This is a genomic window from Sphingosinicella sp. (assembly GCF_041916975.1).
GTDB lineage: Bacteria > Pseudomonadota > Alphaproteobacteria > Sphingomonadales > Sphingomonadaceae > Sphingosinicella.
Genome location: NZ_JAYRYK010000001.1, coordinates 3,797,848 through 3,823,742, shown reverse-complemented (window position 1 = coordinate 3,823,742; position 25,895 = coordinate 3,797,848). Strand labels below are relative to the sequence as shown.

Sequence of the window (25,895 nt, the reverse complement as noted above, 5' to 3'; positions counted from 1 at the left end):
GCAAGGTTCAGATAAGCAAGGCTCTCAAACCTCTCGCACCCTTCATCAGAACCCCGATATCGGTTCCGACCGACACCAGCGAAGCGCCCGCAGCGATCCTTGCCTTTGCGTCATCGACAGACAAGGCGAATATCCCCGAAGCCTTGCCGGTCCTTCCTATTCGCGCGAGCGCGTCGCTGATGGCGGCTTGCACCTCGGGATGATCTGCGCCGCCCAGGTGCCCAAGGGCCGCGGCAAGGTCTCCGGGGCCGATGAAGAGGGCATCGACGCCTTCCGTCTCTGCAATCTCTTCGATCGAATCGAGCCCGGCAACGCTTTCGATCTGGACGATCAGGCAAATATCTTCGTGCGCTTCTGCCAGATAGCGGGGGTTGGAACCAAAGCCGGATGCACGGCTTGTCGCGCTTGCAACACCGCGTATGCCACGCGGCGGGAACCGTGTCGCCGAAACGAGCATACGCGCCTGTTCCGCGCTTTCGACCATCGGGATCAGTAACGAGCGAAACCCGATATCGAGATACTGCTTGATGATGGCGGGATCGCCCACCGGCGGACGGGCGATCGGCTCCACGGGATAAGGCGCTACGGCCTGAAGCTGCGCGAGGAGTGTTTGTGGGGTGTTTGGGGCGTGCTCCCCATCGAACAAAAGCCAGTCATAACCGGCTCCCGCACAGATCTCAGCCGTGTAAGGATTGGCGAGCGCTTGCCATAAGCCGATCTGCGTACGCGCTTCCGCAAGCGCCACCTTCAGGGGAGTCATGCGAACCTCACGGAGATAGAGCCCATCGGCCCGAAATCGACGTGAAAACTATCGCCAGCGCTTGCAAACACGGGCGCTGTGAAACTACCGCCGAGAACGATCTCGCCCGGCATCAACTCTTCGCCATGCAGCGCGAGCTTGTTGGCAAGCCACGCCGGCCCCTTTGCCGGATGACCGAGAACAGCAGCCGCGACACCCGAGTCTTCGATCACGCCGTTACGATGGATCAGCGCGGAAACCCAGCGCAGGTCCACCGCGTCCGGCTTCACTGGCCGACCACCGAGAACGAGACCCGCATTTGCGGCATTGTCAGAAATCGTATCGAACACTTTGCGCGTGACGCCTGTGCTCCGGTCCAGACGCTCTATGCGGGCATCGATGATCTCTATCGCGGGCACCACGTAGTCGGTCGCGTTCAGAACGTCGAAGATCGTGCAGTTCGGTCCTTCAAGGCGGCTTTTGAGCACGAAGGCAAGCTCCACCTCCACGCGCGGTTCTATGAACCGTGAGATGGGGATATCGTTTCCGTCTTCGAACAGCATGTCATCGAGAAGCGCGCCGAAATCCGGTTCGTGCACATTCGACGAACGCTGCATGGCGCGACTGGTGAGCCCGATCTTGTGGCCGATGAGCGTGCGCCCCGCCTCAATCTTCCGGCGAACCCATGCGCGCTGGATCATGTAACCGTCGTCTATCGTCATATCCGGATAGGCCAACGAAAACTGGTCGATCTGCGTCCGCGTACGCTCGGCTTCATCAAGTTGCGCGGCGCAGGCTTCAACGATAGATGGATCGAGCGGCATCAGTCCGCCTTTCTGAATCGCTTGTGGATATTGTTATGCTTGAAGCTGCCCGCCTCATCGGCTTCTTCCACATACAGAGATAGGGCCAGGTAGCGGCGCTCGTAAAGCGCGGCGAAATGCGCTTTCACAGCCTCGAACAGGTTCCCGAAGAATTCGCGCTTGAACTCCGCGCTGCGCCCTGCCCCCATCTTGACGGTGATGTTCACAAAGGCATCGTCGGCCGCGCCGTCGGCGATCACATAGTCGTCGATACGGATACCGCGCACACGAATACCGCCCCATGGAAAAACCCCACCGGAATCGCGCATATTCGCCGCGATCAGTTCGATAAGCCCTTTGATATCGGCTTCATCCGCAAGGTTTGCGGTCCATTCCACGATTGCGTGCGCCATCAGACGATCTCCAGCGTTCCGATCGTGCAACCGACGGCGAAAATCGGAATCGGCTGGTAATGATGCACCGTTCCTCTGCCTCCCGCCGCCGCGGCTGCAGCAATGAACGTACGAATTTCGAAACCGCCCTGCCCACCTTCGGCATAGGTCTCGGTATCCGTATAGGACAGCATCGCATCCTTGTCGCTGCGCGACCAGCGATCGAGGAAATCCCGATCCCATGCTTCATTGATGCGGCCGCTGTCCGGTGTTGCCGGCCAGTGCGAGATGCCGCCCGTGCCGACAAGGGCTATGCGTTCCGGCACTGCGTCTGCTGCGCGGCGTAGTGCCTCACCGAAGGCCCACGCGCGATGCAGCGGTGTGAGCGGCGGCCCCTGACAATTGATATTCGCCGGGATGACGATCAGTTCGTTGTGCGGATCGAGGAAATGCAGGGGCACCATGATGCCGTGATCGAACCGCCATTCCTCGCAGAAGGCGACATCTACCGTCTGCTGCACCTCGCGGATGAGGCGCAGCGAAAGCGACGGATCGCCCTTCGCCTTGCGCTTCGGAATCGCGAGCCATTCGGGGTCTTCGATCGGCCCTTCGTAGCTTTCGCCCATACCGAGCGCATAGGCGGGCATGTTGTTCATGAAGAAGTTCGCGAAATGCTCTGCCGCGATCACGATGATCGCATCGGGCTTTGCTGCCTGGAGCCGTGCGCGCATATCCTCGAAGGCTGCATAAAGTGCGTCCTTCTGGTCGACCGGAGCACGATCCGCGCGGCCGGTGATGCCGGGCGCATGGCTGCAAACGCCGCTGAAAACAAGGCTCATCTCAAGCTCCCGCGATCTTTTCGTCAACGGATGTGGTCATGGCATAAATGCCAGCGCGAACGGGCCCGTGCTGCTTCACACCGTCCCGCATCCGCTGGAGGTAGTCCGACCATTCGACCCCACAGAACGCTGCGAAGTGCATCAGGATCTGACCGTTGACGCCAAGCACATAGAGCAGCCCGATATCGGGGCGGAGGATCGCCTCGCGCTCTTCTTCGCTGAGCGCGTAACCGGCGACAATATCGGCCGGATCAGTACGGAATCGGGTCTTCAGCGCGTCGTCCCGATTGAGTTCGTAGAGCAGCTTGCTCAGCTGATAGAGGCTCATGCCGCTTTATCTCCGACGAGCGTATTGGAAAGCCTGCCGATGCCCTCGATCTCGCAGACGACGGTATCGCCCGCATCGCAGAAATGAACGCCCTGTGGGGTGCCGGTGAGAATCAAATCACCCGGCATCAATGTCATAGTGGCGGACAGATATGCGATCAGTTCGGCGACACTCATCACCATGTCTGCGGTCGAACCGTCCTGCACGGTTTTGCCGTTCACCGTCGTTCTCAGCGAAAGCGCCTGTGGATCGGTGATATCGGCGGCATCGACCACCCACGGTCCGAGCGGTGTCGCGCCGTCGCGATTCTTCACGCGCGCGTTCGGGCGGTAATAATTTTCCAGATACTCGCGCACGGCATAGTCGCAGGCGATCGTATAGCCGGAAACGTGATCGAGTGCCTGAACGACCGATACGCTGCGTGCAGGCTTGCCAATCACGGCGACGAGTTCACACTCCGGATGCATCTGGTTTGCATCGGTGGGGCGCTGGGTCGTGCCGTTGTGGCCGGAAAGCGTGTTCGGGCCTTTCAGGAACACCAGCGGCGGCTCCTTGGACTGGAAACCGAGCTCCTTGTTGTGGTCCGCATAGTTGAGGCCGAGCGCGAAGATGGTTGCGCCCGGGGTGACCGGCGGTAGCCAGACGGCGTCAGCTGCCTTCACGCTTCCTCCATCCGGCAGGCGTAGCGCTTCGCCGTCTTCCGCGACCTCTACCCACAGCGCGCGGCCTTCATGTGCGATCCGTGCGCGCTTCACCGTGCGTCTCCTGCGTTGAACTGCGCCGTCAATGCGGGAAGCAATCCCGCTGTCACCGTGACGCTCTGGCCTGCCCTTACGCGCGGCGCATCGTATGGAAGACCGATGAGCAGCACGTCACCTGCCGCCAGGGTCATGAATGCGGAGAGATCAGCGATCAGCGTAGCGGCATCGCGCACGAGGCGCGCAGGCGCCCAGCGATGCACGCTTTTCCCATCTACCGCAGTCACAATTTCCGTTGTGAGGATGGACGGCGCAAAGGTGGCGAAATCTCCGAGCGGCAAAAAGCCGTCGCGGCAACGCAGCGGTATGGCGGGCCGATAATAACTCTCGTGCGGGAGCGTGACATCGATGGCAAGGCAGACGCCTGCCACATGCCCTAGCGCGTCTGCTGCTGCAGTTCGAACCGCGTCACGCCCGATCAGCAAACCGAACGTTGCTGCGACCTCGACGTCTTCGTCGCCGATGAAAACCTCTGCACCCGAGCGCGCAAAACAATTGCGGGGCTTGATGTAGACGACAGGCGCTTCCGGCGGCGCCTTGTAGGGAGGGACAGCAAAGGCTTCAGCGAGCCGCGCGCACTCATCCCGATCGTTAAGGATCACTCCGTAGACTGTACCGGCTAACATTCTTCCCGCCCGTCACTGGATTCGATTTTATTTAACACGCTAACTTGTAAACTGCCAAAAGCACTGGCACTCGAAACGTCATGACGAACGCTCGACGGAAACTTCTTCCCTACCGCCAATCGCTGGCCGGAACGCTTCTTGCCGCACGCGAAGCTGTGATGGCGCCGCTGCGCCCGATGCTTCGCGAAGCGGGTGTCACCGAGCAGCAATGGCGCGTGCTCCGCGTTATCAACGACTCGGAACCGGTCGACGCCACCGCGCTTGCCGATGCCGCATTGCTGTTCGGCCCCAGCGTCACGCGCATCCTGAAGGAACTGACCGATCGCGGCCTCATTACGCGCGACACGGACGCGCGCGACCGGCGCCGCTCCATCGTCACGTTGACAGCCGAAGGACGCAGGCTGATCGAGCACACGGCGAACCGGACCGTGCGCGAACTCGATCGCTACGCGGAGCGCTTCGGCCCCGAACGGCTCGAAGCGCTGAAAACCGAACTTCGCGCCTTGATCGCGGCGATCGGCCCATCTTCCGCCTGAAGCCGCAGACACGGCGTCAAACACCCAGTTTCTGGATGGCATGATCATCGTGCGCGAGCGCGATATTCTTTGTCTCCATATAGAAGTCGAAGCTCCAGTCGCCACCATCGCGGCCGATCCCGCTCGCCTTCACGCCGCCGAACGGCGTCGGCAAGTGGCGAACGTTCTCGCTGTTCACCCAGACCATGCCGGCTTCCAGCGCCTGAGACACGCGAAGCGCACGGCCGAGATCGCGCGTCCAGACATAACCGGCGAGGCCGTATTCCACGTCATTGGCCTTGGCGATGGCATCGGCTTCGTCGTTGAACGAAATCACCGTCAGCACAGGCCCGAAAATCTCTTCCTGTGCGATCCGCATGGCCTGTGCCGCATCGGTGAACAACGTGGGCTTGAAGAAATAACCCTCGCCGGCGATGCGTTCGCCGCCGACAGCGACATTCGCACCATCGGCGCGTGCAATCTCCATGTAGCTCGCCACCTTGTCGAGGTGGCGCTGGTGGATGAGCGGCCCCACCTCCGTTTCCGGATCGAGTGGATCACCCACCTTGAGGCGCGCGACACGCTCGGCAAGCTTTGCCACGAACGCCTCACGGATCGATTCCTGAACCAGGAGCCGCGATGACGACGTGCAGCGCTGGCCGTTCAGCGAATAGATCATGAACACGACTGCATCGAGCGCGCGATCGAGGTCGGCATCTTCAAACACCACCACAGGATTCTTGCCCCCGAGCTCGAAGTGAACCCGTTTCAGCGTGTCGGCGCCCTGCTTCATGATCGCCGAGCCCGTGCGCGATTCTCCGACGAAGGCGACGGCCTTGATATCCGGATGCTCGGTGAGCCGCTTGCCGGTCGTCTCGCCAAGCCCGTTCACCGAATTGAACACACCTGCCGGAAGGCCCGCTTCGTGCGCGATCTCGACGAGCAGACGCGCCGAATAGGGCGACCACTCGGCAGGCTTGTGGACGACCGTGCATCCCGCGGCGAGCGCGGGTGCGATCTTCCAGGTGGAGAGCATAAACGGCGTGTTCCATGGCGTGATGACACCCACGGGACCGATCGGCAGACGTGTCGTTACGTTCATCATGCCGCTTGTGGGAAGCGCCTGCCCGTCGCGCGCGCCCGGAGCGCGGTCCGCAAAGAAGCGGAAATTTTCCGCGCCGCGAATCGCCGCCTTCGACATGAAACGCCAGCACTGGCCCGAATCCACGCACTCGACTGCCGCGATCTCGTCTGCGCGTTCAACGATCAGATCGGCGATCCGGTGGAGCACGGCGCGCCGCTTGTCGCCGGAGACCGAGGCCCAGTCCGGGAACGCATCCTTTGCAGCCTTCACGGCGGCATTCAGCTCACCCTCTGTCGCATCCGCAGCCTTGCCCAACGGAGCGCCCGTTGCGGGTTCCCAGACATCGAAGACCTGCCCCGCTCCATTTACGGCTTTTCCGCCAATGAAGTGGCCGGGGCAGTCCGAGTCGATAGCGTGAATGCGGCGGATGGCAGCGCTGCGGCGATCGTTGCTCATGAAACTCTCCAAAGAACCTGAGGCGCCAAGATACTTAACATGTTAAGTTCAATCAAGCGCCAAGATGATCGCGGCCCGGCGGAATCAGTCCGCTATCGCGCCATCGCGAACGGGAAAGAACAGGTCTTTCAGGCCGGCTTCTTGTGCCGGCTCGGCCCGGTAAACGATGCCGTCCTTCATCACGAAGCGCATGTTTTCCAGCGCATCGATGTTGACGGTGGGATCGCCGGAAACCGCAACGATATCGGCAAGGTAGTCGGCCTTGATCTGCCCCAGACGGTCTTCGACGCCGATCGCCTCGGCACCGTTCATCGTTGCCGCCTTGATCGTCTCTCCGGCCGGAACACCGCTTGCGACAAACAGCTTCAGTTCAAGCAGGCTCGTTTCGCGCTCGCTGACGCCCATGTCCGTACCCGTCGCCAGCTTGATGCCGTCGCGCCATGCACGGCCAGGTGTGCCGCGCATCCATTCGGACGTTTCGGTGGCACGCTTCCAATCCTCATCGGTCATGCGATTGCGAAAGCTCTGCATCATACGCATACCGTAGTCGGCAACCGATGCTGTCGGCACGAGAATGGCCCCGCTCTGCTTGAACAGGCGGATCGATTCCTTGTTATAATAGGCGCCGTGCTCGATGGTGCGCGCGCCCCGCTTCAACGCTTCATTGATCCCGGCAACACTGTGCGCGTGCGCTGCGACCGGGCGCTTCACCTGACGCGCGGCTTCGAAGATCGCATCCAGTTCCTCGGCCGTGAATTGCACGGGCGAATTCGCCTCGCCGGTATCGTCCCGGGCGCCGCCGGACGTGACGATCTTCAAAAGGTCGGCACCGTGCCCAACCTCTTCGCGCACGCGCCGACGGCAGCTCTCCGCACCGTCGCAGCCGTTCTGCCCCTGATGCAGCGCGTGGGCGACTTCCGGAAGCACCACGGGATCGGCGCCATGCCCGGAGGTACGCGCGATCAGTTCACCCGAGAGATAGAGGCGCGGCCCCGGGATCTGGCCCTTCTGAATGGCATTGCGGAGCGAGAAGCCGTTGCGGTTATTGCCGACGTCGCGAACCGTCGTGAAACCCCGCTCCAGCATCCGCCGCATCTGCCGCGCGGAATGGAGCACGACCTCCGTATCGGCAACGGTGACGGACTGCATCGTGAGGTTCATGTCCTGAAGCCCGCTGAGGTGCATGTGCACGTCCATCATGCCGGGCATCACGAACTTGTCGGAAAGATCGACGATCCGTACATCGCCGCCAAACGACGCTGCATCGGCAAAGCCGGGCCGAACCTCCACGATGCGATTGCCGCGTACGACAACCGTCTGCCGCTCGAGCGGCGCCTTGCCGGGCGTGGCGAGCAGCTTGCCCGCGTGGATGAGAACGGTCGGTTGAGCGGCAACGGCACTCCCCTCGGCCTGCATCGCCTGTGCCGGCGCCTGGAACCCGATCAGCGTAGCGGCCAGAAGAGCAGCTTTCAGAAGGTGACGGCAGGTTTTCATCGCAGCATCTCCATAACGCGGGCAGGCCATCAGGAACCGGACGGCTTCAGATAGTCGAGCGCCAGCATCGACATCGTTTGAACGCCGCTCTTCAAGGCATTCTCGTTCAACATGAACTCCGGCGAATGCAGATCGGCAGTCTCGCCGAGCGATACGCCGGGGGCATTGACGCCAAGGAAGAAGAACAATCCCGGTATCTTCGCCTGATAGTGGGCAAAATCTTCCGAACCCATCACGAGGCCCATGGACCGGAGCTTGTCTCCCGCCGCGCGCCTGAGCGTAGGCTCCATGCGCTCCACGAGCGCGACATCGTTGTAGACGGGCGGCGCATAGGGCTGGATTTCAACATCCGCCCTGGCACCTGCCGCTGCAGCGATATCGGTTGCGGTCCGCTTCACGCGGGCAATGATATCCTCGCGCATCTCAGGATCAAAGGTGCGGATCGTGCCTTCCATGTCCACGGTTTCCGGCACGATGTTACTGGCTGTCCCGCCCTGAATGCGGCCGATGGTGACAACCGCGGGCGCGGTCGTGATGTTCACCTGCCGGGCCGGGATCATCTGAAGCCCGGTCACGATCTGGGCCGCGGTGGTGATCGGGTCGATCCCGTGCCACGGCTGCGCGCCATGCGTCTGTTTGCCGGTTACCTTGATGACAAGCCTGTCCGCGCTCGCCATGCTGCCGCGTGCGCGATACGAAATGGTGCCGGCTTCGCCCGGCCAGACGTGGAGGCCGAAGATCGCTTCGGGTGCATAGGCGCCCGAAAGCGCGCCTTCTTTCAGGATGAGCGCGGCGCCGCCTTCCTCACCCTGCGGTGCGCCCTCTTCAGCGGGCTGGAACACGAACACGACCGTTCCCGCGATGCGATCGCGCATTCCCGAAAGAACCTCGGCCACGCCCATCATCATCGCCGTGTGGGCATCGTGACCGCACGCGTGCATCACGCCAACGGTTTCATCGCCGCGCTTCGCCTTTACCGTGGAAGCAAAGGGAAGCCCGGTGCGCTCCGTTACAGGCAGGGCATCCATATCGGCACGGAGTGCGATGACGGGGCCGGGCAGCTTGCCCTTAAGGACGCCGATCACACCCGTATGCGCGATGCCGGTTCTGATCTCGTCGAGCTTCAGGCGTTTCAAATGGGCCGCGACAAGGGCCGACGTCCGCGTTTCGCGATTTCCGAGTTCAGGATGCTGATGGATATCGCGCCGCCACCGGACGACATCCGGTTCGACGGCTGCAACGCGCGTTGCAAGATTCGCATCCGTATCTGCAGCGAGAGCAGGAAGGGCGGAGACGATCAGCGTGGAGGCTGCAACCAGAAGGAACGCCGGGCGCAAATTCACCTCCAAGCAAGAAACGAAGGCCCGCCGAACGACGGGCCTTCCTGGACATCAGAAGTTGATACCGAGCCGTGCACCGATCGTACGCGGACGGTTGGTGAGCACGACATGCGGATCATTGATCGTGTTGAACACGGTCAGCTCCGCCGCCTTGTCGAACAGGTTGTTCACGTAGAGGTCGAGCTTGAACTGATCCCAGCTCACCCGTGCACGCACATCAGCCAGAGTGTATGACCGCGACGGCTGGTTGAAGGCCGTGTAATAGGTCGTATCGATCTTGCCGGTATGCGTTACCGAGAAGCCGACGCTGGCCTCCACATCGTCCGTCAGCGCGAACTCCTGATCTGCAGTGAAGCTGAGATTCACCTTGGGCACATAGGAAAGCCCCGCACCCTTGACAGCGGCCGCGCCGAGATCCGGCACGTCCTTTGCCAGCTTGGCGTCGGTATAGTTCCCGGCGAACTGCAGCGTCAGGCCCTGCGCGGGCTTGACCAGCAGGTCCGCCTCGATGCCCTTCGAGCGGGCTGCCGTACCCGAGATATTGCCCACACCGGCAAAGGCGCCGCCCGGTCCGAAACGCTGCTCGACCTGAAGACCCTTGAGATCGATCCGGTAGGCCGCAACGTTCAGGATAACCGCACCATCGGCCCAGCTGGTCTTGGCACCGATCTCGTAGTTCGAGGTGGTATCGGGATCATACTGCGGAGGGACGCCCGCGAACGAAGATGCGTTGGTACCGCCCGAGCGGTAACCTTCCGCGTACTGCGCGTAGATCAGGGCATCCGGCGTGACTTCGTAGGAAACCTGCGCCTTGAAGATCACGTCTTCGTTCTTCGCCTTCGCCGAGGTCGTACCCGGTGCGCCGAGACCGAAGAACGGCACCAGCGTATTGGCGACAAGATCACGCTTCGTGCGGAACCAGCGCGCGCCACCGGTGAACGAAAGCGCATCGGTGATATCGAACGTGAATTCGCCGAAGATCGCGAAATCCTTCGTGGTATCGGAGAAATTCCGGCGCGAGATGAGCGGGATCGAAAAATCTCCGTTGCCGGTGATCGGATCGACGACGACGGTATTCGTTTCGAAGTTGTTCTCGCGATCCGAATAGAAGACGCCTGCAACACCGTTGAGCGGGCCATCCAGCTTGGTTGCGAGACGCGTTTCGAACGTCCACATCTTCGTACTCTGCGGCGAGTAGGAAAGGCTGCCGATCGGCACGGTTACCGGCGGGAACTGGCCGATGCGCTGCAGATATTCGAAGTAGCGGAACGACGGGCCGTTATCGACAAAATCGATGACATCGCGGTCCAGATAGGAGCCTGATACGGTGAGCGTTGACCAGTCGAGATCGCGATCAACCGTCAGCGCATAGATCTTCGTCTCGTCGTCATGCACTTCGCGGCCGATCTGGGACGTTGCACGACGACCGATCGCCGGGAAGAAATTGTCACCGATGGTCGTCGCGTAGGGGCGCGTATAGGCACGGCCGCCCGTTTCCATGTCCTGATAGAAGAACTGGCCGACGATGCTTGTGAGATCGTCCGGAGTCAGCGTGAAGCTCGCGCGAATGCCGGAACGCTTCGTATCGTTGAAGTCCTTCTCGTCGCGGTAGACGTTGTCCACCCAGCCCGAATAGTCTTCGGAGTAGCCGACGATACGGACCGCCAGGATATCCTGCACGAGCGGAACGTTCACCATGCCGCGAACGCCGTAGTTGGTCCCGCCGTCCTTGGTTGCGGAAACCTCAGCCTGCGCCGAACCTTCGAAGCGATCGGTCCGTGCCTTGTTGGTCACGAAGCGGATCACGCCGGACTGCGAATTCGATCCGTACAGCGTGCCCTGCGGCCCGCGCAGAACTTCGATCTGCTGCACGTCATAGAGCTGGAGATCGGGCTGACGTCCACCGAACGACGACGCGGCGCCGCCGATACCGGTCATGGGAATATTGTCGTAGTAGAGCGCGGTCTGCGCTTCACCCGCGGCGTTGATACCGCGAACGATATAGCGCTTGTCGCCCGCGCCACTGTCGATGAAGTTCAGGCCCGCGACGTTGCGCGCGAAATCGGCGAACTCCACGACACCGCGCTTTTCCAGCGTCTCCTGCCCCACAACGGCAATACTGCTCGCCACGTCCTGAAGCTGCACGTCACCGCGCTTCAGTGCAGTCACGACGATCTCGTCCGTCGACACCGTCTCGGCTTCAGCCAGCGCGGGAGATGCGTACATGGTTCCGGCGAGAAGGAGAGCAACTCCCGACCTCACGCCGTATTGGCTCGTTTTCATTTTGATTTCCCCTTCCCTGAACAGCCGTCTTCCTTCGTCGGAACGAACGGAATGGAATGCAGCGTTCTCATTCTCTGCCCTGCGACGGCGCACTTTTGCTCCTGCGACTCGTCGCGCCAAAACAATTTAACATGTTATCTGTTTCTCGCAAGCGGGTGATTGATCCGATTTAAAGAAACGTCGAGGATTGCAATTGTGCCACACCTGAAATGGCATCACCGATGAACTTATGCGTCGGAAGCGCCTTCCACCTCCGCGAGGCGTCGCCGGAACTGCTTCATACCGATGAACAGCAATACGAATGCAATCGGAGCAACAATCCCCGAGGCGACCGAGAGCGAATAGCGCAGCGCGTTTTCATCCCGGAAGACATAGTCGTTGAGCAACGCCGGAAGAATGGGGCCCAGCGACACGCCGACGATGCCCACGGTGAACATGAAAACAGCCCCGAGCTGCGCCCTCAGAGCCGCAGGCGCTATCATCTGGATCGCTGTCGGGATCAGCACGGGCGTAAAGCCGCCGAAGAACTTGAGCGGCAGTAACAATACGCCCATCAAATAGCCGTTCGGCATCAGCGGCATCAGCACAGCAGGCAGCGCGATCCCGGCAGCGGCATAGGCGGTCAGACGCAGGCAGGCATCGCCCTGCCCTTTTTGAATCATCTGGCTCGACCACCAGCCCGCTGCAAGCATACCGAGTGGCCCGGCAATCAGCGACGCGGCGCCATTCACGAAACCCGTCTGCTGAGCACCCCAGCCCCATGTGCGGATAAAGAGCTCAGGGAACCATGCGTCCGTGTAGCTCATCACCGAAAACATCGCCGATCCCAGGAACAGCGACACCGACATCAAGGGATAAGAGGCAAGGAATTTCCATATCCGCGGCAGGGAGAAACCGGCCGCCTGGTCGTCTGCTGCATCTGCCGGGCGAACCCTGCGTACCGGCTCGGTCAGTGTCGCGACCCAGAGGGCCACAAGCAGACCCGGCAGTCCAACAACAATGAAGACCAAATGCCACGATCGCATCTCGCCAAGCAGCGGCACAACGATGTCCGGCGTCTTTTCAATAGCGCCAACCACCGTGCCGCCGATGATCATGGCAAGGCCAGCACCGATATAGATACCGACGGTGTAAACGCTCATCGCTTTCGGCAAGCGCGTTTTGTCGAACAGGTCGGACAACATCGAATAAGCGGAAGGCGAGAGCGTAGCCTCGCCAACCCCCACGCCGATCCGTGCCAGCATGAGCTGTGGAAACGTTCGCGTCAGCCCTGAAAGCGCAGTCATGAGGCTCCAGAGCGCAATGCCGGTGCTGATGATCCACTTGCGGGGATAGCGATCTGCCATCCAGCCGATGGGAAGCCCCATGATCGTGTAGAAGATGCCGAATGCGCCGCCCGTTAAAAGCGCGAACTGCACATCGGTGATGGCGAGATCGGCCTTGATCGGCCCAACCATCAGGTTGAGGATCTGTCGGTCCAGAAACGAGAACGTATAGGCCAGCATCAGGACAGCGGTGGTATACCAACCGTAGCGATAGCTGAGCGGCTGTCCGTTCGCCGCTACTCCCCCGGTGTCGTCCGCCATCCTCAACCCCCTTTTCTCATTTTCTGGATCAGGCCGCTGTTGGCTCGCCGAGTGGATTGGGCGGCGGCGGCGATACCGGCGGCACGAACGGATGGATGAGCGCCCACGGGCTCGGCATCTCACCGACCTTTACCGCGATCAGCGCGGGTCCGCCGCGCGCCTTCGCCGCCGCCAGTTCCGCTTCAAGCGCTTCGGGCGTCTCCACTTCAGCGGATGGAATGCCGTAGGCGGCTGCAAGAGCCTGATACTCCGGGTTCCGAAGCTCCGTTGCGAACTCGATGCCGAACGTCCGCTTCTGGATGCGCTGCACATTGCCGTAGCGGCCATCCACGAACACGACGATGCTGAGGTTCAGCTGATCGCGCGCAACAGTGGAAAGTTCCTGGATGCCCCATGCAAAGCCGCCGTCTCCGTTGATCGAAACGACACGGCGATCAGAGTTGCCATGCGCCGCCCCGAGTGCGGTGTTGAAGCCATAGCCGAGCGTTCCCTGATAGCCCGGCGTCACGAAGCGACGGGGTCCATAAACCGGGAAGGCAATGTTGGAATAATAGCCGAGCTGGGTGAGTTCGCTGACGAGAATATCATCGTTCGCCATCGATGCGCGCAAAGCCCGCATGAAGGCGTTCTGCGGCTGGATCGCATCGATCTGTTCGGCACACCATGCTTTCACCGCCGCGATCTGCTCGCCGCGCGGCGATGCCTCACGCGCCGGGAGGGCGGCAAGGATCGCTTCCACACCGGTCTTTACATCGGCCGCGATGCGTGTGCCCATCTGGCGCGGCCCTGCCATGTCTGCCGGCTCGATGTTCAGATAGATGAACCTGGCCCCTTCAGCGACGTGCGTGGGGCGAGCAATGGCATCCACGAAGCGGCTGCCCGCGACCAGCACGACGTCAGCGTGCGGAAGGACCGCTCGGCCGCCCAGCGAAACCAGCGCCAGCGGATGCCTGTCCGAGAGCGTCCCGCGCCCGCCTTCCGTCATCACCACCGGCGCCTGTATCCGTTCGGCAAGCACCCTTATCGCTTCGCCGGCACCGGAGGCCGCTGCGCCGCCCCCCGCGTAGATAACCGGGAAGCGCGCTTCGGCAAGCAGCTTCGCCGCATCGGCGACAGACGCTTCGTCCGGTACCGTCGGCACCGACACGGCGCGCGGGATGACGGCAACAGGCGCCTTGTTCTGAAGGATATCGGGCGGCAACTCGATCGCCACCGGACGCGGACGCCCGGACCGCATCTGCATGAACGCCTCGTGGACAAGCCCGGGGATATCCTCGACGCGGTGGGCGATACCGTGCCACTTGGTGAGCGATTTCAGGATACCGCTCTGATCCGGGATTTCGTGAAGCATCCCGAACCCCTGCCCGATGGTGTTCGAAGGAATCTGCCCTGCGATGAAAAGCACACGCGAATTGCAGGCGTATGCGGTGGAGAGCCCGGCGAGGGCATTCAGAACGCCCGGCCCCGGAACCACCATGCAAACACCTTCCCGGCCCGTGGTGCGGGCATAGCCGTCCGCCATGTAGGATGCGGCCTGCTCGTGGCGCGGCACGATGAAGCGGATGCGATCGGCAGCCTGACGCAGCGCCTCGACCGCCCAATCGAGCTGCACGCCAGGAATGCCGAACACATCCACGACGCCTTCCTCGATAAGCTGCGCAACCAGCGCTTCGCCGCCCGTGCGTTCCTTCAGAGAATTGTCACCCACAACTGCACTCCACATCTATCGTTCGCGCCTTCAGGCGACGGCCGCTTTCGGCGTTTCGCTGCGGATTTCGCGCAGCTTTTCGAAGAACAGGTCGTTTTCATGCGGCAGACCGACACTCACCCGCAGCCAATCCGGCAAACCATAGTTCGCAACCGGCCGCACAATCACGCCTTTCTGCATCAACGCCCGTGCGTTTGCCGCTCCGTCGCCCGTGCGCGCGAGGATGAAATTACCTGCAGAGGCAATGGTCTCGATACCCATCGCATCGAATGCAGCCGCCATGCGGGCACGTTCAGTTTCGTTTTCCCGGCGGGCAGTATCCACGAATGCGGTGTCGCCGAGTGCCGCGACTGCGGCAGCCTGCGCGGGCGCGCTGACCGAGAACGGAAGCTGAAGACGGCGCAGGAGCGCAAGCAGTTCCGGATCACCGATGCCGTAGCCAACCCGCAGCGCCGCAAGACCATAAACCTTCGAGAAGGTCCGCATGACGAGAAGGTTACGGCGACGTGCGAAAAGCCGCGCAATATCGACCTGCTCGTCATCGGGCAGGAATTCGCGATAGGCTTCGTCGAGCACGAGCAGGACATGCGCCGGCAACGCCTCGGCAAATCGCTCGACCTCTTCCCTCGGGATTACCGTACCCGTGGGGTTGTTCGGCGTCGCGAGGTAGACAAGATGAACGCGCTTGTCGGTCGCCGCAGCAAGCATGGCATCAAGGTCCGGCTTCCAGTCGCGCACGGGAACGACGATCGGCTCCGCGCCTACGGAACGGATCGCACCTTCATAGGATTGGAACGCATATTGCGGAATGACTGCGGCCCGCGCAGCATCGAGCCACGCCCGCGCGGCCAGCAAGATGATCTCGCTGGAACCTGCCCCGGGAAGGACGTGATCCGCAGCCACGCCGACATGCGCCGCAATGGCATGGCGCAGGGCATGACAATCGAAATCAGGATAAAGATGCGTTTCCGCGACGGCAGCGCGGAGGGCTTCGGCCGCCTTGGGCGAACATCCCAGCGGGTTCTCGTTTGAAGCAAGCTTCACGACCGCCGCCGGATCGAGCCCGAATTCGCGCGCGACCGCATCGATGGGCCGCCCCGGCGGATAGGGAGGGATCGAGACCACATGCGGCAAAGGGAAACCAAAATCGCTCATCAACACGTCTCCGCAATCCACGCAGCCACGGCAGGGCCGGTGATCGCTTTCAAAATTCCATGAAATACAGAAGGTTCAGGCATCCACCGCCTCGACCACGGCCGTGCCCGCATCAAGCATCACCAGGTCTCCGGAAGGGTCAAAGGCCGTTCCCATCGGATTGCCCCCGGCTTCGACGATCTTGATCTGCTCGCGATAAAGCCGCCGCAGCATACCGATGCCGCGATCCGACGTCACGAGATGCTCCTCTGAATGCGCCGTGATGTCGCCCTGGCTCACCTGCGCTTCGTAGTCGCCCGGAAAATCGCGGTGCTCCGCCTCTGTCAGTTCCTGCCAGAGCTTGCCGTTGAAGTGCGAGCGTATCGTCTTCAACGTTCCCGCTGTGGTCACGCGCCCGGCCGAATAGATGCGGAAGCTGGTGTCGTCGATGGGAAGCACCCAGCCGAGAAGCGAACACGGACCATCCACCGTGGCGCGGGGGCTTGCAACGGCACGAACAGCCGGAAGCACGGCCTCGGTGATACGCCGATGCACGCGCCCTTCCCCCAGATCGCGGACCTGAAGGCTGCGGATGCCGCGCACGGTATCCTCGAAACGAACCTTGGGCATCAGGCCCATGCGCTCGTTGAACTGAACACCGCTGAACGAACCGTGGAGGATCGGCACGTGGAACGGGTCCATCACGTTCTCGAAATGCTGCAACCAGTTGCACGGCACGATGGTCGGTCCGCCGCTGCCGATGCTGCTGTCGTCCGCCTCCACGAACTCGCCAGGTTCAAGGTCTTCCAGCACGTTGTAGCGCGGCAGGAGCGGCTTTCGATCAAGCGGCCCGAGGTAGGCAAAAATCAGGCCGTAGCGCTCTTCAACGGGATAGGCGGGCTGCTGCACGCGCGCGCAGGTCTTCGCACCCAGGTTCGGCTCACACGGTTGCTCCAGGCAGTTGCCGTCCACATCGAACAGCCAGCCGTGATAGCAGCACCGTATGCCCTTCTCCTCGGTGCGGCCATAGAGCAGCGAAGCACCGCGGTGCGCACAGCGAGGGTGCAGAAGTCCCGGCCGGCCGGCATGATCGCGAAACAGGATGAGATCCTCGCCGAGCACCCGAATCTGCCGAGGCGTTTCGTTTGCATCTTCAATGAGGCCGACAGGATGCCAATAGCGCCGCATCAACTCGCCCATCGGCGTGCCGCGCCCGACAAAAGTCAAAGCGGCTTCACAGGTTGGCGCGGCAAGGCCATAGGCGCTTCTCATGACAAATCGCTCCCGAGGAATCCCGACCAGATCAAAATCATTTAACATGTTATGTAACTTTGAAGGCGCTTTGGCAAGAGCCGATCGGAAATTGCGCAATTCGGCGGGCAAAGCCTTGACGCCGCTATGATTCAAGCAGGATACCGGGGAAAATCAGGACGAAGTGTCATGAAAAACGCATCAGAACTTCTCTACGGGCAAACCGACACGGGCAAGAGGTTGCCCGACATGTATCGCGCCCTGCCGGTGAAACTGCACCAGACGCGCGAAGCATTCGCCAATTGCTTCAGGCCGATTTTCCTGAAGTACGACCTGACCGACCCCCAATGGAGGGTGCTGCGCATTTTGAGCGCCGTTGACGAGATTGATACAGCCGCACTGGCGAAGCGCTCGCTTTTGCTCGGCCCCAGCCTTTCGCGCATCTTGCGGGATCTACAGGCTCGAAAGCTGATCCGGCGATATACGAGCAAGGAAGACGCACGGCGCTTCTTTCACGCGATCACACCCGCCGGACAGCAGCTGATCGACAAGATCACTCCGCAGTTCGGCCCCTTCTACGAGCAGCTTTCCGCACACATCACCGAAGAGGAAGCGGCCACGCTCAACACGCTTCTGGACAAGGTTGCCGCAGCGGTAAACGCTTCAGACATGTAGACATGCAGAAACGGCGGCACTGCCCTCAGCTCTCAAGATCCTCGTAACTGAGAGAAAATACCGGGCCGCCATACGTCAGGATATGCTCATCATAGGCGGTTTTTTCGATCCGCCGTGTTTCGCAGATCGTCACGATCTCATCATCGTCGATGAGGTGGGGTGTATCGAAGTTTTTGAGATGAATGGACTGTCCCGCCGCATCTTCGAACGTCAGAACGGTCAAGGTGAAGGCGACATCGCCGCTGAAGATGCCGCTCTTCTCCCATTTTTCCGTCGTTACATCGACAGTTTCGCCGAACTGGCCATAGATGCGGTGCCCCTTCAGTCGCTCTATGATCGTCCCTGTCTCCGCTGCAAAACTTCGACTGAAATCTAGGAAGCGCGCGCCGGGGCCGACAATGCTCATCGGCGAGGGTGCATAGGTCATCCGAATCTGAAGCTGCTGCTTGAGGCAGGAGGCGTTCGAGGTCTGCAGCATCGTGCGCATTCGGCGGCGCAGCTGCAACGAGGGCAGATCGTGCCCGTTCTCCCATCGCGAAACCGATGCCTGCCGCACCCCAAGCTCTTCCGCCAGCGCGACCTGAGAAAGACCCGCCCTTCGGCGTAACTGCTTGATCAGGTTGGGCCAGCGCCGCGCCTCCGCCGGCCGATTCATCGGCAGATCAGGGCGCCATACGTTTCCATACGCGTCTGCCTTCCAGTGTTCACGGTCGCGAAATCGATCGGTCATGCGGCGGTCCTAGGTGCCCCCCAGAAAGCAAACGAACAGGTAACCCTCCCTATGACCGCGCATCGTTACATATCCGCGATACTCGCCCTCCCGCTCTCCACCGTCCTGGCGCCGGCCGTACACGCGGACGCTGCGGCCGAGGATGAGCAGATCATCGTCACCGCGATGCGCGGCAAGTCGAGCGCCGAAAGCGTCGCGGCGCGGACGGAAGTCATCACGCGCGATCTCATTGAACAGAAAGGCTACGTGACCGCCGCCGATGTGCTGAAGACGGTTCCGGGCCTCAGCGTCGTCCAAAGCGGCGGGGCCGGTACGCTGACCTCCGTGTTTTCGCGCGGCACCAACTCCAAGCATACGCTGGCGCTCTTCGACGGCATCCGCATGAACGACGCGTCGACTCCCAACGGCCAGTTCAACTTCGGTTCGGACACGCTCGGCGACCTGGAGCGGGTCGAAGTCCTGCGCGGTCCCGCCTCCGCCGTTTACGGATCGGACGCCATCGGCGGCGTCATCAACTTCATCCCGCGTATCGGCGGCGAGGAAGCCTTCATGCCCTATGCCGAGCTTGCTGCGGGCAATCTCGACACCTACCGCGGCCTTGCAGGCGCGCGCGGCTCGACGGGCGTGCTCGCTTATGGCGTGACGGCGGAATATTTCGAAACCGGCGGCTTCAACAACGTCGCCAGCCGCATCGCGGACGATCTCGGCGAACGCGACGGCAGCCGTTTCCTGACGCTGACGGCAAACGGTGAACTCACGCTCAGCGACGCGCTCACGCTGAGGGGGCTCGCACGTTTCCGCCGCGCAAAAAGCGACTTCGACGACACCGCGCTCGACCGCGAAGGCCGCAGCGGCACGGACCGTTATTTCGTATGGCGCATCGCGCCGCGGCTCACGCTACTGGACGGCCGCTATCAAGGCGATCTCGAATTCGGACAGGTCGACAACAAGCGGGTCGATCACAATGATCCCGATGCCAACAACAGCTTCGGCAGTCCCGACGCCACATCGACCGGCCTCCGCACCTTCGCCGCCTGGCGGAACCGGATCAGCTTCACCCCCGTGGACGGCGCGGAGGCCACGCTTTCGGGCGGCATCGAATGGCAGAAGGAAAAGGTACGCTCGCTGAGCGGTACCACGGAAACGCTCGCCCGTGCCGAGAAGCAGACAGCACTTTATGCGCTGGCGCAGGTCTCAGTCGTGGAGCGGCTTGAACTGAACGGATCGCTCCGCCACGACGACCCGGAGGCGTTCAAGTCGGTCACCACATGGAACTCCGGCGCGGTGCTTCGCCTGCCGGAGATCGGCGGCCGTGCCTATGTGGCTTACGGAAAATCGTTCAAGGCGCCGACGCTGAGCGAGCGCTTCACGGAAAGTGCGTGGAACATCGGCAATCCCGGCCTCCGCCCCGAGCACGGCAAGTCCTTCGAAGCCGGCCTCGACGCGGGCGCGGATATCGGCAGCGCGGGCTGGGTCGGCGTCACGGCGACCTATTTCGACACGAAGATCCGGAATCTCATCGAGTACGACTCCGCAGCGCTCCAGAACCGCAACATCGGCCGCGCCGCGATCGACGGCTACGAAGTCAGCCTCAGCGCACGCGCAGAAGGCGTTGCCGAGTTCAAGGTCAACTACACGCGCACCGATGCCGTCAACGATGCAACGGGCGCCCGCCTGCTGCGACGACCCAAACATGGCTGGTCCGCCAGCCTCACCGTCACGCCCATCTCGGCCCTGTCGCTTTCCGCCGACTATTTTCGGCGCGGTTCGCGCGAAGACGTCCTCTACGAGAACACGAGTCCCTGGGGCCCGGGCGGCGGTTATCTCGGGAACGGCACGGTGGCCGCCTACGACCTCGTCAACATCTCGGCCCGCTATACCGTTTCGGACGGCATCGAGCTGTTCGCCAATCTGCGGAATGCGTTCGACGAAAGCTACGAGGAGCCGGACAGCTACCGGGGCGCACCGCGCACCTGGCAGCTCGGCGCCCGCGCACGCTTCTGATCCTCCCCACGTGAAGGTGAAAACGAATGCGTAAAGCCATACTGAGTGCACTGCTTGTCGGTATCCTGACGCCCTCTACGGGTCTTGCCGCCTCAACGACGCTTCCCGAGCCGCGTGTTCCGGTCGCAAATCCTTTTGCATCCGTGCACGATCTTCTTGCCTGCACCCGCAGCACCGGAACGCTGGTCAGCGCGCATCGCGGCGGCGCAGCGCCGGGTTTCCCTGAAAATGCGCTGGAATCAGCCGCGCAGACGCTCACCGCGTTTCCGGCGCTGCTCGAGGTCGATGTGCGGCAGAGCCGCGACGGCGTGCTCGTGCTGATGCATGACGCCACGCTGGAACGAACGACAACCGGAACGGGCCCTGTCTCCGCACAGGATTGGTCAACGCTCCGCACGCTTCGCCTCAAGGACAATGACGGCAACGAAACCGCCTTCCGCATTCCGCAACTGCGCGACATGGCGGCATGGGCAAAAGGACGGGGCCTCGCTCTTGCGGAAGTGAAGGTCAGCGAGACTCTGCCCCAGGTGGTGAAGGAAATCCGCGAGGCCGGCGCGCAAGCGAACTTCATGCTGCTGATAAACAGCCTCGACGATGCAAAGCGACTTCAGGCGCTCGATTCCGAGATCAGCATGTCGCTTGAAATCCCCGATGCTGCGGCGCTCCAACGCGTGAAGGATGCCGGAATCGACATGAGCCGCGTCGTACCATGGACGGGGATCGGCAAGCGCGACCGTGCTTTCTGGCGCGCACTCCATGCAGAGGGGCACACCGTATCCTACGGCACGCTGTGGTATGTGGATGGTGCGATCGAGAATCTCGATCTCAAGGGCATCTATGCGGAGCTTGCGGCAGACGGCGTCGATCTGCTGGCAACCGACCGAGCTTCCGCGGCCTACGCCGAGATCGCCCCGGTACGTTCGATCGAAACAGCGCTACGCCAATGCAAGGCCGTTCGGACCACAGTTCGGTGAGCGGAGACGACTGCGCCGAACGGCGCTGGCCGATCACCATTGTGGCAGTGCACTGGACTGCCGGTCTATTGGCATTCGCGGTTGCAGGGTTTGCGATCTATCTTCTGTCTCCACCGGACTGGAGCCAGCGCTACATCGATCGCTACATGGCGCTCATCGGCTGGCACAAGTTCGGTGGCCTTCTAGTTCTCGGTCTTGCGCTTTTCTGGGCCGGCGTGCGCAGGCACACGCCGCGACCCTCCGCCGTAGGCGGGCGGGCTGCACGGATTGTTCACGGAACGCTGCTCGTTCTGCTGATCGCCCTTCCCGTGAGCGGCTATATGATGGACGCATTCGTGAACGCCCGGCTCGAACTGCCTCTCGGGATATCCATACCCTCCCCCCTTACGCCCAATGAAACGGCAAGCATTGCGCTCAGCTACACACACAAATGGGGCGGATTTGCTTTTATCGGCATCGCTGCCGCGCACGCGGCCGCTGCGATCGGCCATGCCATGCGGCCCGGCGATCGCGTTCTGCGAGCCATGACTCCGAACCCTTTCCAGGGAAAGCGCAGCCGTTGAAGACTGCAGTTCTGGCGGTTACAGCCGCGCTTGGCGCGTTGCCCGCGCACGCATGGTCGGCGAGCGACCTTGTCTTCGAGCCCGCCTATTTCGAACAGGCCGCACCCGTGACCGCGTTCGACATGGTGGCGCGGCTTCCCGGTTTCGTCATCGATTCCGGCGACGCCGTCCGCGGCTATGCGGGCGCTGCCGGCAACGTCCTTGTCGATGGCGTGCGCCCATCCACCAAGAACCGCACGCTCGACGATATCCTGAAGGCGATTCCGGCAAGCCAGGTTGCGCGCATCGAATTGATCCGCACGGCGCGGCCAGGGCTGGACCAGAAGGGCGCGCAGCTTCTGGCCAACGTCGTGCGCATCACCGCGGCCTCCAGCGTCCACGCCTTCACGCTTTCCAACTATACCTATACCGACGGCACCACGCGCCCGGCGTTCCGGGCAGAAACCTCGCGGCGCGGCATCGCCGGCGGCTGGGAAGCTTCGCTGCTTCTCTCTCGCAATCAGGATGAAAGCGGCAATGGCGAGCGGGTAAAGCGCAGCCCTTCCGGAGAAGTTCTGGAACGCGCGCGCATTTCCGTGGACTCACCCATTCGCGGTGCCGAGGCACGCATGGCTGCAGACCTTCCGCTCGCCGGAGGCACGGCGCGCGGCAATCTATCGCTCACGCACCAGGACTATCGCACGCACGAAGCCATAGCCTTTATCGAGGGCGGAATGTCCGGCCTCAATGCGCGGACAGACGACCGGATCCGCACGAACAGCGGAGAGATCGGCGGCGAATGGTCGCGCGCTTTCGGCAGCCTCAACACGAAGCTACTCATGCTTGCGACGCGCAAGGATATTGCCGTCCGTTCGGCAAGCGATGATGGCGGCACGCCATCCGACTATGTATCGGACAGTGTCGCCGATGAACGAATCCTGCGCGCAACAGCCGATCGCACGCCCGAGCGGGGCGCCGCATGGGAAATCAGCAGTGAGCTTGCCTACAACGCGCTGGAGAGCAGGAGCGCGCTATCCATAGCAGGTGCGCCGGTTGCGCTTCCTGGCGGGAACGTGACGATCACGGAATGGCGAGGCGATGCGTCGGCTCTGGTGAAGATACCCGTTTTCAATCGTCTCTCCGCGGAGATGATGATCCGCAGCGAGGCCTCGCAACTGGAACAGGAGGACCACGCATCGGGCTTCGTCTATTCTCGGGATTTCGGCTTTCTGAAACCGAAGGTATTGCTGCGCTGGAGCCTCGGCACGCGCGGGCAGGTCCGCTTACGGGCGGAACGGGAAGTCGGCCAACTCGATTTCTCGGATTTCGCAAGTTCGGCGTCGCTTCTCGAAGGAACGGTGGATGCGGGGAATGTGGACCTCCGCCCTCAAACCTCGTGGGTCTTCGAAGCAGACGTCGAGCGACGGTTCGGCACGGACGGCGCGCTGACACTCGCCTTTCGCCACGAACGCATCGACAACGTGCTCGATCTTCGGCCCGTGGAAGGATTCGACGCGCCGGGCAACATCGGCCGGGGCAAGATCAATGCCGCATCTGTCCAGTTCACATGGCCGCTCGATAGTATCGGCATAGCGGGCGGCCGCGTCTCGTTCAGCGGCGAATGGCGACACAGCCGCGTCCGCGATCCGGTGACTGGCAGCCGCCGCTCGATCACTGCGCTTGCACCCTTCGAGGGCGAAATCCACGCCTCGCTCGACCGCCCGGCATTGCGCTCGACATTCGCGCTCGACGTCTATTTCGGCCAGAAGCTGACCTATCGCAGAATCAACGAAGTCCGCCAAACCTTCGCCGAGCCCTATGCCAGCCTGAAATGGACGTTCAATGCAACGCCCCGCGTGACCATTGAAACGAGCGTGCAGAATATCCTCTCCCGCAAGCACGATCGCGACCGCTTCGTCTATGCGGGACCACGCGGTACGGGCGACATCCAGTTTGAGGAGAACCGCTGGTATCGCTCAAGGACGGGTGCTTTCATTTCGATCCGCTACCAGTATTGAACCTCGCGTAGCCCCGCTTCTCACGCGATCGACAGGACATATTGATGGCGGCTGGCAATGCCCGTGCATTTGCCGAACCCCTCGAAATTATCAGGTAAATATTAATATTGGAACTCTGCCACGTCTTTGGCCATGTCGATCAGTCGGGACAAAAATTTGTATTATATCATTAAAATTACTGTATATTTATCAAATTAAAGCAAATTTCTCTTTCCATAACCCAGAACGACGCTCGATGCCCGTTGCGCCAAATTCGGATAATTATCGATTTATATCTTGACTCGTGACGCGAGGCTACGGCAGGACACCAGTGGACTGTTGCAAGGGAGGCAAATGTGTCGGGTCAAAGGGATCAGGAATTGCGCGCGCGCGCCGCAAAGGTCATGCCGAGCTCGGCATTTGGCCACGTGGGCACAGCGCTGTTGCCCGCAAATTACCCCCAGTTCTTCGAACGGGCCGAGGGCGCCTATGTCTGGGACGCCGACGGCAACCGCTATCTCGACTACATGTGCGCATTCGGGCCGAACCTGCTTGGTTATCGCGATCCTCGCATCGAGTCCGCAGCCAGCGCACAGGCAGCACGCGGCGACGTCATGACCGGCCCCTCGCCTCTTGCAGTGGAACTCGCCGAGAAATTCGTGGAGATCGTCAGTCACGCCGACTGGGCGTTTTTCTGCAAGAACGGCACCGATGCGACCACCATCGCGCGCACCATCGCGCGCGCGCAAACCGGCCGACGCAAGATATTGATCGCGGAGGGCAGCTATCATGGTGCCGCTCCCTGGTGCAATCCCTTCCCGGCCGGAACAGTGCCCGAGGATCGGGCGCATATGCTCACTTTCACCTTCAACGACATCGCCAGTCTCGAAGCGGCAGTGGCCGAGGCGGGCGACGATCTCGCAGGGATCATCGCGACGCCGTTCAAGCATGAAGCCTTTGCCAATCAGGAATTTCCGACCCAGGACTATGCTCGCCGCTGCCGTGAAATCTGCGATGCGTCAGGCGCCGTCCTGGTCGTCGACGATGTCCGCGCCGGCTTCCGGCTCGCCGTCGACTGCAGCTGGGCAACCGTTGGCGTGAAGCCCGATCTCAGCTGCTGGGGCAAATGCTTCGCCAACGGATATTCGATTTCAGCCGTAATGGGATCGAACCGGGTCAAGCAAGGCGCGGACTCGATCTTCGCAACCGGCTCATTCTGGCAATCCGCCATCTCCATGGCCGCAGCGCTCGCGACGCTCGACATCATTCGGGATGGCAAGGTGATCGAGAAGACGGTTCGCCTCGGCCAGCGCCTGCGCGATGGCCTTGATGAGGTGTCGCGCCGGCACGGCTTCACCCTCAATCAAACCGGTCCGGTGCAGATGCCGCAGATACTCTTCGAAGGCGATCCGGATTTCCGCATCGGCTTCGCCTGGACATCGGCAATGATCGATCGCGGCTTCTACCTCCATCCCTGGCACAATATGTTCCTGTGCGACGCGATGACCGAAGAGGACATCGACCAGACGATCGCAGCGGCAGATTCCGCCTTCGCCACCGTCCGTGCCGCGCTGCCGACGCTCCAACCCCACGAGCGCGTCCTCGCGCTCTTTTCGGCCCGAGCGCACTAGGCGGCG

General features: G+C 61.8%; 23 protein-coding genes. 7 read left to right on the top strand and 16 right to left on the bottom strand.

The features are described from left to right. Positions 1-7: 7 nt before the first annotated feature. Genes ACE3TJ_RS17870 through ACE3TJ_RS17840 form a run of 7 tightly spaced genes read right to left on the bottom strand, consistent with a single transcriptional unit; the run spans position 8 to position 4,485 of the window. Entirely contained in the window at positions 8-760 is a 753-nt protein-coding gene (locus tag ACE3TJ_RS17870; protein WP_374598622.1) for an HpcH/HpaI aldolase/citrate lyase family protein, read from the bottom strand. After that, entirely contained in the window at positions 757-1,563 is an 807-nt protein-coding gene (hpaH, locus tag ACE3TJ_RS17865; protein WP_374598620.1) for a 2-oxo-hept-4-ene-1,7-dioate hydratase, read from the bottom strand. Before hpaH ends, ACE3TJ_RS17870 begins: the two co-directional genes overlap by 4 nt. Continuing rightward, positions 1,563-1,955, bottom strand: a complete 393-nt coding sequence (locus tag ACE3TJ_RS17860; RefSeq protein ID WP_374598618.1) for a 5-carboxymethyl-2-hydroxymuconate Delta-isomerase — start codon at positions 1,953-1,955, stop codon at positions 1,563-1,565. Before ACE3TJ_RS17860 ends, hpaH begins: the two co-directional genes overlap by 1 nt. Continuing rightward, a complete protein-coding gene (locus ACE3TJ_RS17855) occupies positions 1,955-2,773 on the bottom strand; it encodes an extradiol ring-cleavage dioxygenase (RefSeq protein ID WP_374598616.1) in 819 nt (272 codons plus the stop codon). Before ACE3TJ_RS17855 ends, ACE3TJ_RS17860 begins: the two co-directional genes overlap by 1 nt. Before the next feature lies 1 nt (position 2,774). Next, the gene (locus ACE3TJ_RS17850) at positions 2,775-3,101 is read right to left on the bottom strand and encodes an aromatic ring-opening dioxygenase subunit LigA (RefSeq protein WP_374598614.1); all 327 of its coding nucleotides are present in this window, start codon (positions 3,099-3,101) and stop codon (positions 2,775-2,777) included. Then, entirely contained in the window at positions 3,098-3,856 is a 759-nt protein-coding gene (locus ACE3TJ_RS17845; RefSeq protein WP_374598612.1) for a fumarylacetoacetate hydrolase family protein, read from the bottom strand. The genes ACE3TJ_RS17850 and ACE3TJ_RS17845 overlap by 4 nt, the downstream gene beginning before the upstream one ends. Further along, the gene (locus tag ACE3TJ_RS17840; protein WP_374598610.1) at positions 3,853-4,485 is read right to left on the bottom strand and encodes a fumarylacetoacetate hydrolase family protein; all 633 of its coding nucleotides are present in this window, start codon (positions 4,483-4,485) and stop codon (positions 3,853-3,855) included. The genes ACE3TJ_RS17845 and ACE3TJ_RS17840 overlap by 4 nt, the downstream gene beginning before the upstream one ends. An 80-nt stretch (positions 4,486-4,565) precedes the next feature. On the opposite strand from ACE3TJ_RS17840, the gene hpaR reads away from it, so the two are divergent. Beyond that, positions 4,566-5,021, top strand: a complete 456-nt coding sequence (gene hpaR, locus ACE3TJ_RS17835) for a homoprotocatechuate degradation operon regulator HpaR (RefSeq protein WP_374598608.1) — start codon at positions 4,566-4,568, stop codon at positions 5,019-5,021. Positions 5,022-5,037: 16 nt separating this feature from the next. Here the strand turns inward: hpaR and hpaE are convergent, their stop codons facing one another. From hpaE to ACE3TJ_RS17795, 8 genes are all read right to left on the bottom strand, one after another. Further along, entirely contained in the window at positions 5,038-6,540 is a 1,503-nt protein-coding gene (hpaE, locus tag ACE3TJ_RS17830; RefSeq protein WP_374598606.1) for a 5-carboxymethyl-2-hydroxymuconate semialdehyde dehydrogenase, read from the bottom strand. Between the two features lie 84 nt (positions 6,541-6,624). Beyond that, positions 6,625-8,034, bottom strand: a complete 1,410-nt coding sequence (locus ACE3TJ_RS17825) for an amidohydrolase family protein (RefSeq protein ID WP_374598604.1) — start codon at positions 8,032-8,034, stop codon at positions 6,625-6,627. A 29-nt stretch (positions 8,035-8,063) separates the two neighbouring features. Further along, positions 8,064-9,371 carry an amidohydrolase gene (locus ACE3TJ_RS17820; protein WP_374598602.1) on the bottom strand — a complete coding sequence of 436 codons (1,308 nt, stop codon included), beginning with the start codon at positions 9,369-9,371 and terminating at the stop codon, positions 8,064-8,066. A 54-nt stretch (positions 9,372-9,425) separates the two neighbouring features. Continuing rightward, the gene (locus ACE3TJ_RS17815) at positions 9,426-11,657 is read right to left on the bottom strand and encodes a TonB-dependent receptor (protein ID WP_374598600.1); all 2,232 of its coding nucleotides are present in this window, start codon (positions 11,655-11,657) and stop codon (positions 9,426-9,428) included. Positions 11,658-11,884: 227 nt separating this feature from the next. Beyond that, positions 11,885-13,243, bottom strand: a complete 1,359-nt coding sequence (locus ACE3TJ_RS17810; protein WP_374598598.1) for an MFS transporter — start codon at positions 13,241-13,243, stop codon at positions 11,885-11,887. A gap of 28 nt (positions 13,244-13,271) precedes the next feature. After that, positions 13,272-14,951, bottom strand: a complete 1,680-nt coding sequence (locus tag ACE3TJ_RS17805) for a thiamine pyrophosphate-binding protein (protein ID WP_374598596.1) — start codon at positions 14,949-14,951, stop codon at positions 13,272-13,274. A 30-nt stretch (positions 14,952-14,981) separates the two neighbouring features. Then, positions 14,982-16,106 carry a histidinol-phosphate transaminase gene (gene hisC / locus ACE3TJ_RS17800; RefSeq protein WP_374598594.1) on the bottom strand — a complete coding sequence of 375 codons (1,125 nt, stop codon included), beginning with the start codon at positions 16,104-16,106 and terminating at the stop codon, positions 14,982-14,984. A gap of 75 nt (positions 16,107-16,181) precedes the next feature. Beyond that, complete coding sequence (locus tag ACE3TJ_RS17795; RefSeq protein WP_374598592.1) at positions 16,182-17,357, bottom strand: Rieske 2Fe-2S domain-containing protein; 1,176 nt, start codon at positions 17,355-17,357, stop codon at positions 16,182-16,184. 168 nt (positions 17,358-17,525) lie between these two features. On the opposite strand from ACE3TJ_RS17795, the gene ACE3TJ_RS17790 reads away from it, so the two are divergent. Beyond that, complete coding sequence (locus tag ACE3TJ_RS17790) at positions 17,526-18,011, top strand: MarR family transcriptional regulator (protein ID WP_374598591.1); 486 nt, start codon at positions 17,526-17,528, stop codon at positions 18,009-18,011. A 25-nt stretch (positions 18,012-18,036) separates the two neighbouring features. Here the strand turns inward: ACE3TJ_RS17790 and ACE3TJ_RS17785 are convergent, their stop codons facing one another. Further along, positions 18,037-18,741 (bottom strand): helix-turn-helix transcriptional regulator, encoded by a 705-nt coding sequence (locus ACE3TJ_RS17785; RefSeq protein ID WP_374598589.1) that lies wholly within the window; start codon positions 18,739-18,741, stop codon positions 18,037-18,039. Positions 18,742-18,792: 51 nt separating this feature from the next. Between ACE3TJ_RS17785 and ACE3TJ_RS17780 the strand changes: the two genes are divergently transcribed. The 5 genes from ACE3TJ_RS17780 (at position 18,793) to ACE3TJ_RS17760 (ending at position 25,889) form a co-directional block, all read left to right on the top strand. Next, positions 18,793-20,745: a TonB-dependent receptor domain-containing protein gene (locus ACE3TJ_RS17780; RefSeq protein WP_374598587.1), complete on the top strand. Its 1,953-nt coding sequence runs from the start codon at positions 18,793-18,795 to the stop codon at positions 20,743-20,745. Between the two features lie 26 nt (positions 20,746-20,771). Continuing rightward, a complete protein-coding gene (locus tag ACE3TJ_RS17775; protein WP_374598585.1) occupies positions 20,772-21,719 on the top strand; it encodes a glycerophosphodiester phosphodiesterase family protein in 948 nt (315 codons plus the stop codon). Continuing rightward, positions 21,716-22,282: a cytochrome b/b6 domain-containing protein gene (locus tag ACE3TJ_RS17770; protein ID WP_374598583.1), complete on the top strand. Its 567-nt coding sequence runs from the start codon at positions 21,716-21,718 to the stop codon at positions 22,280-22,282. The genes ACE3TJ_RS17775 and ACE3TJ_RS17770 overlap by 4 nt, the downstream gene beginning before the upstream one ends. Continuing rightward, complete coding sequence (locus ACE3TJ_RS17765; protein WP_374598581.1) at positions 22,279-24,279, top strand: TonB-dependent receptor domain-containing protein; 2,001 nt, start codon at positions 22,279-22,281, stop codon at positions 24,277-24,279. The genes ACE3TJ_RS17770 and ACE3TJ_RS17765 overlap by 4 nt, the downstream gene beginning before the upstream one ends. 335 nt (positions 24,280-24,614) lie before the next feature. After that, on the top strand, positions 24,615-25,889 hold the full coding sequence (locus ACE3TJ_RS17760) for an aminotransferase class III-fold pyridoxal phosphate-dependent enzyme (RefSeq protein WP_374598579.1): 1,275 nt from the start codon (positions 24,615-24,617) through the stop codon (positions 25,887-25,889). Positions 25,890-25,895: the final 6 nt, after the last annotated feature.

Bases quoted from the DNA above. Each gene is read 5' to 3' on its own strand.
- ACE3TJ_RS17870 (WP_374598622.1), bottom strand. From the start codon at position 760: ATGACTCCCCTGAAGGTGGCGCTTGCGGAAGCGCGTACGCAGATCGGC.
- hpaH (WP_374598620.1), bottom strand. From the start codon at position 1,563: ATGCCGCTCGATCCATCTATCGTTGAAGCCTGCGCCGCGCAACTTGAT.
- ACE3TJ_RS17860 (WP_374598618.1), bottom strand. From the start codon at position 1,955: ATGGCGCACGCAATCGTGGAATGGACCGCAAACCTTGCGGATGAAGCC.
- ACE3TJ_RS17855 (WP_374598616.1), bottom strand. From the start codon at position 2,773: ATGAGCCTTGTTTTCAGCGGCGTTTGCAGCCATGCGCCCGGCATCACC.
- ACE3TJ_RS17850 (WP_374598614.1), bottom strand. From the start codon at position 3,101: ATGAGCCTCTATCAGCTGAGCAAGCTGCTCTACGAACTCAATCGGGAC.
- ACE3TJ_RS17840 (WP_374598610.1), bottom strand. From the start codon at position 4,485: ATGTTAGCCGGTACAGTCTACGGAGTGATCCTTAACGATCGGGATGAG.
- hpaR (WP_374598608.1), top strand. From the start codon at position 4,566: ATGACGAACGCTCGACGGAAACTTCTTCCCTACCGCCAATCGCTGGCC.
- hpaE (WP_374598606.1), bottom strand. From the start codon at position 6,540: ATGAGCAACGATCGCCGCAGCGCTGCCATCCGCCGCATTCACGCTATC.
- ACE3TJ_RS17825 (WP_374598604.1), bottom strand. From the start codon at position 8,034: ATGAAAACCTGCCGTCACCTTCTGAAAGCTGCTCTTCTGGCCGCTACG.
- ACE3TJ_RS17815 (WP_374598600.1), bottom strand. From the start codon at position 11,657: ATGAAAACGAGCCAATACGGCGTGAGGTCGGGAGTTGCTCTCCTTCTC.
- ACE3TJ_RS17810 (WP_374598598.1), bottom strand. From the start codon at position 13,243: ATGGCGGACGACACCGGGGGAGTAGCGGCGAACGGACAGCCGCTCAGC.
- hisC (WP_374598594.1), bottom strand. From the start codon at position 16,106: ATGAGCGATTTTGGTTTCCCTTTGCCGCATGTGGTCTCGATCCCTCCC.
- ACE3TJ_RS17795 (WP_374598592.1), bottom strand. From the start codon at position 17,357: ATGAGAAGCGCCTATGGCCTTGCCGCGCCAACCTGTGAAGCCGCTTTG.
- ACE3TJ_RS17790 (WP_374598591.1), top strand. From the start codon at position 17,526: ATGAAAAACGCATCAGAACTTCTCTACGGGCAAACCGACACGGGCAAG.
- ACE3TJ_RS17785 (WP_374598589.1), bottom strand. From the start codon at position 18,741: ATGACCGATCGATTTCGCGACCGTGAACACTGGAAGGCAGACGCGTAT.
- ACE3TJ_RS17780 (WP_374598587.1), top strand. From the start codon at position 18,793: ATGACCGCGCATCGTTACATATCCGCGATACTCGCCCTCCCGCTCTCC.
- ACE3TJ_RS17775 (WP_374598585.1), top strand. From the start codon at position 20,772: ATGCGTAAAGCCATACTGAGTGCACTGCTTGTCGGTATCCTGACGCCC.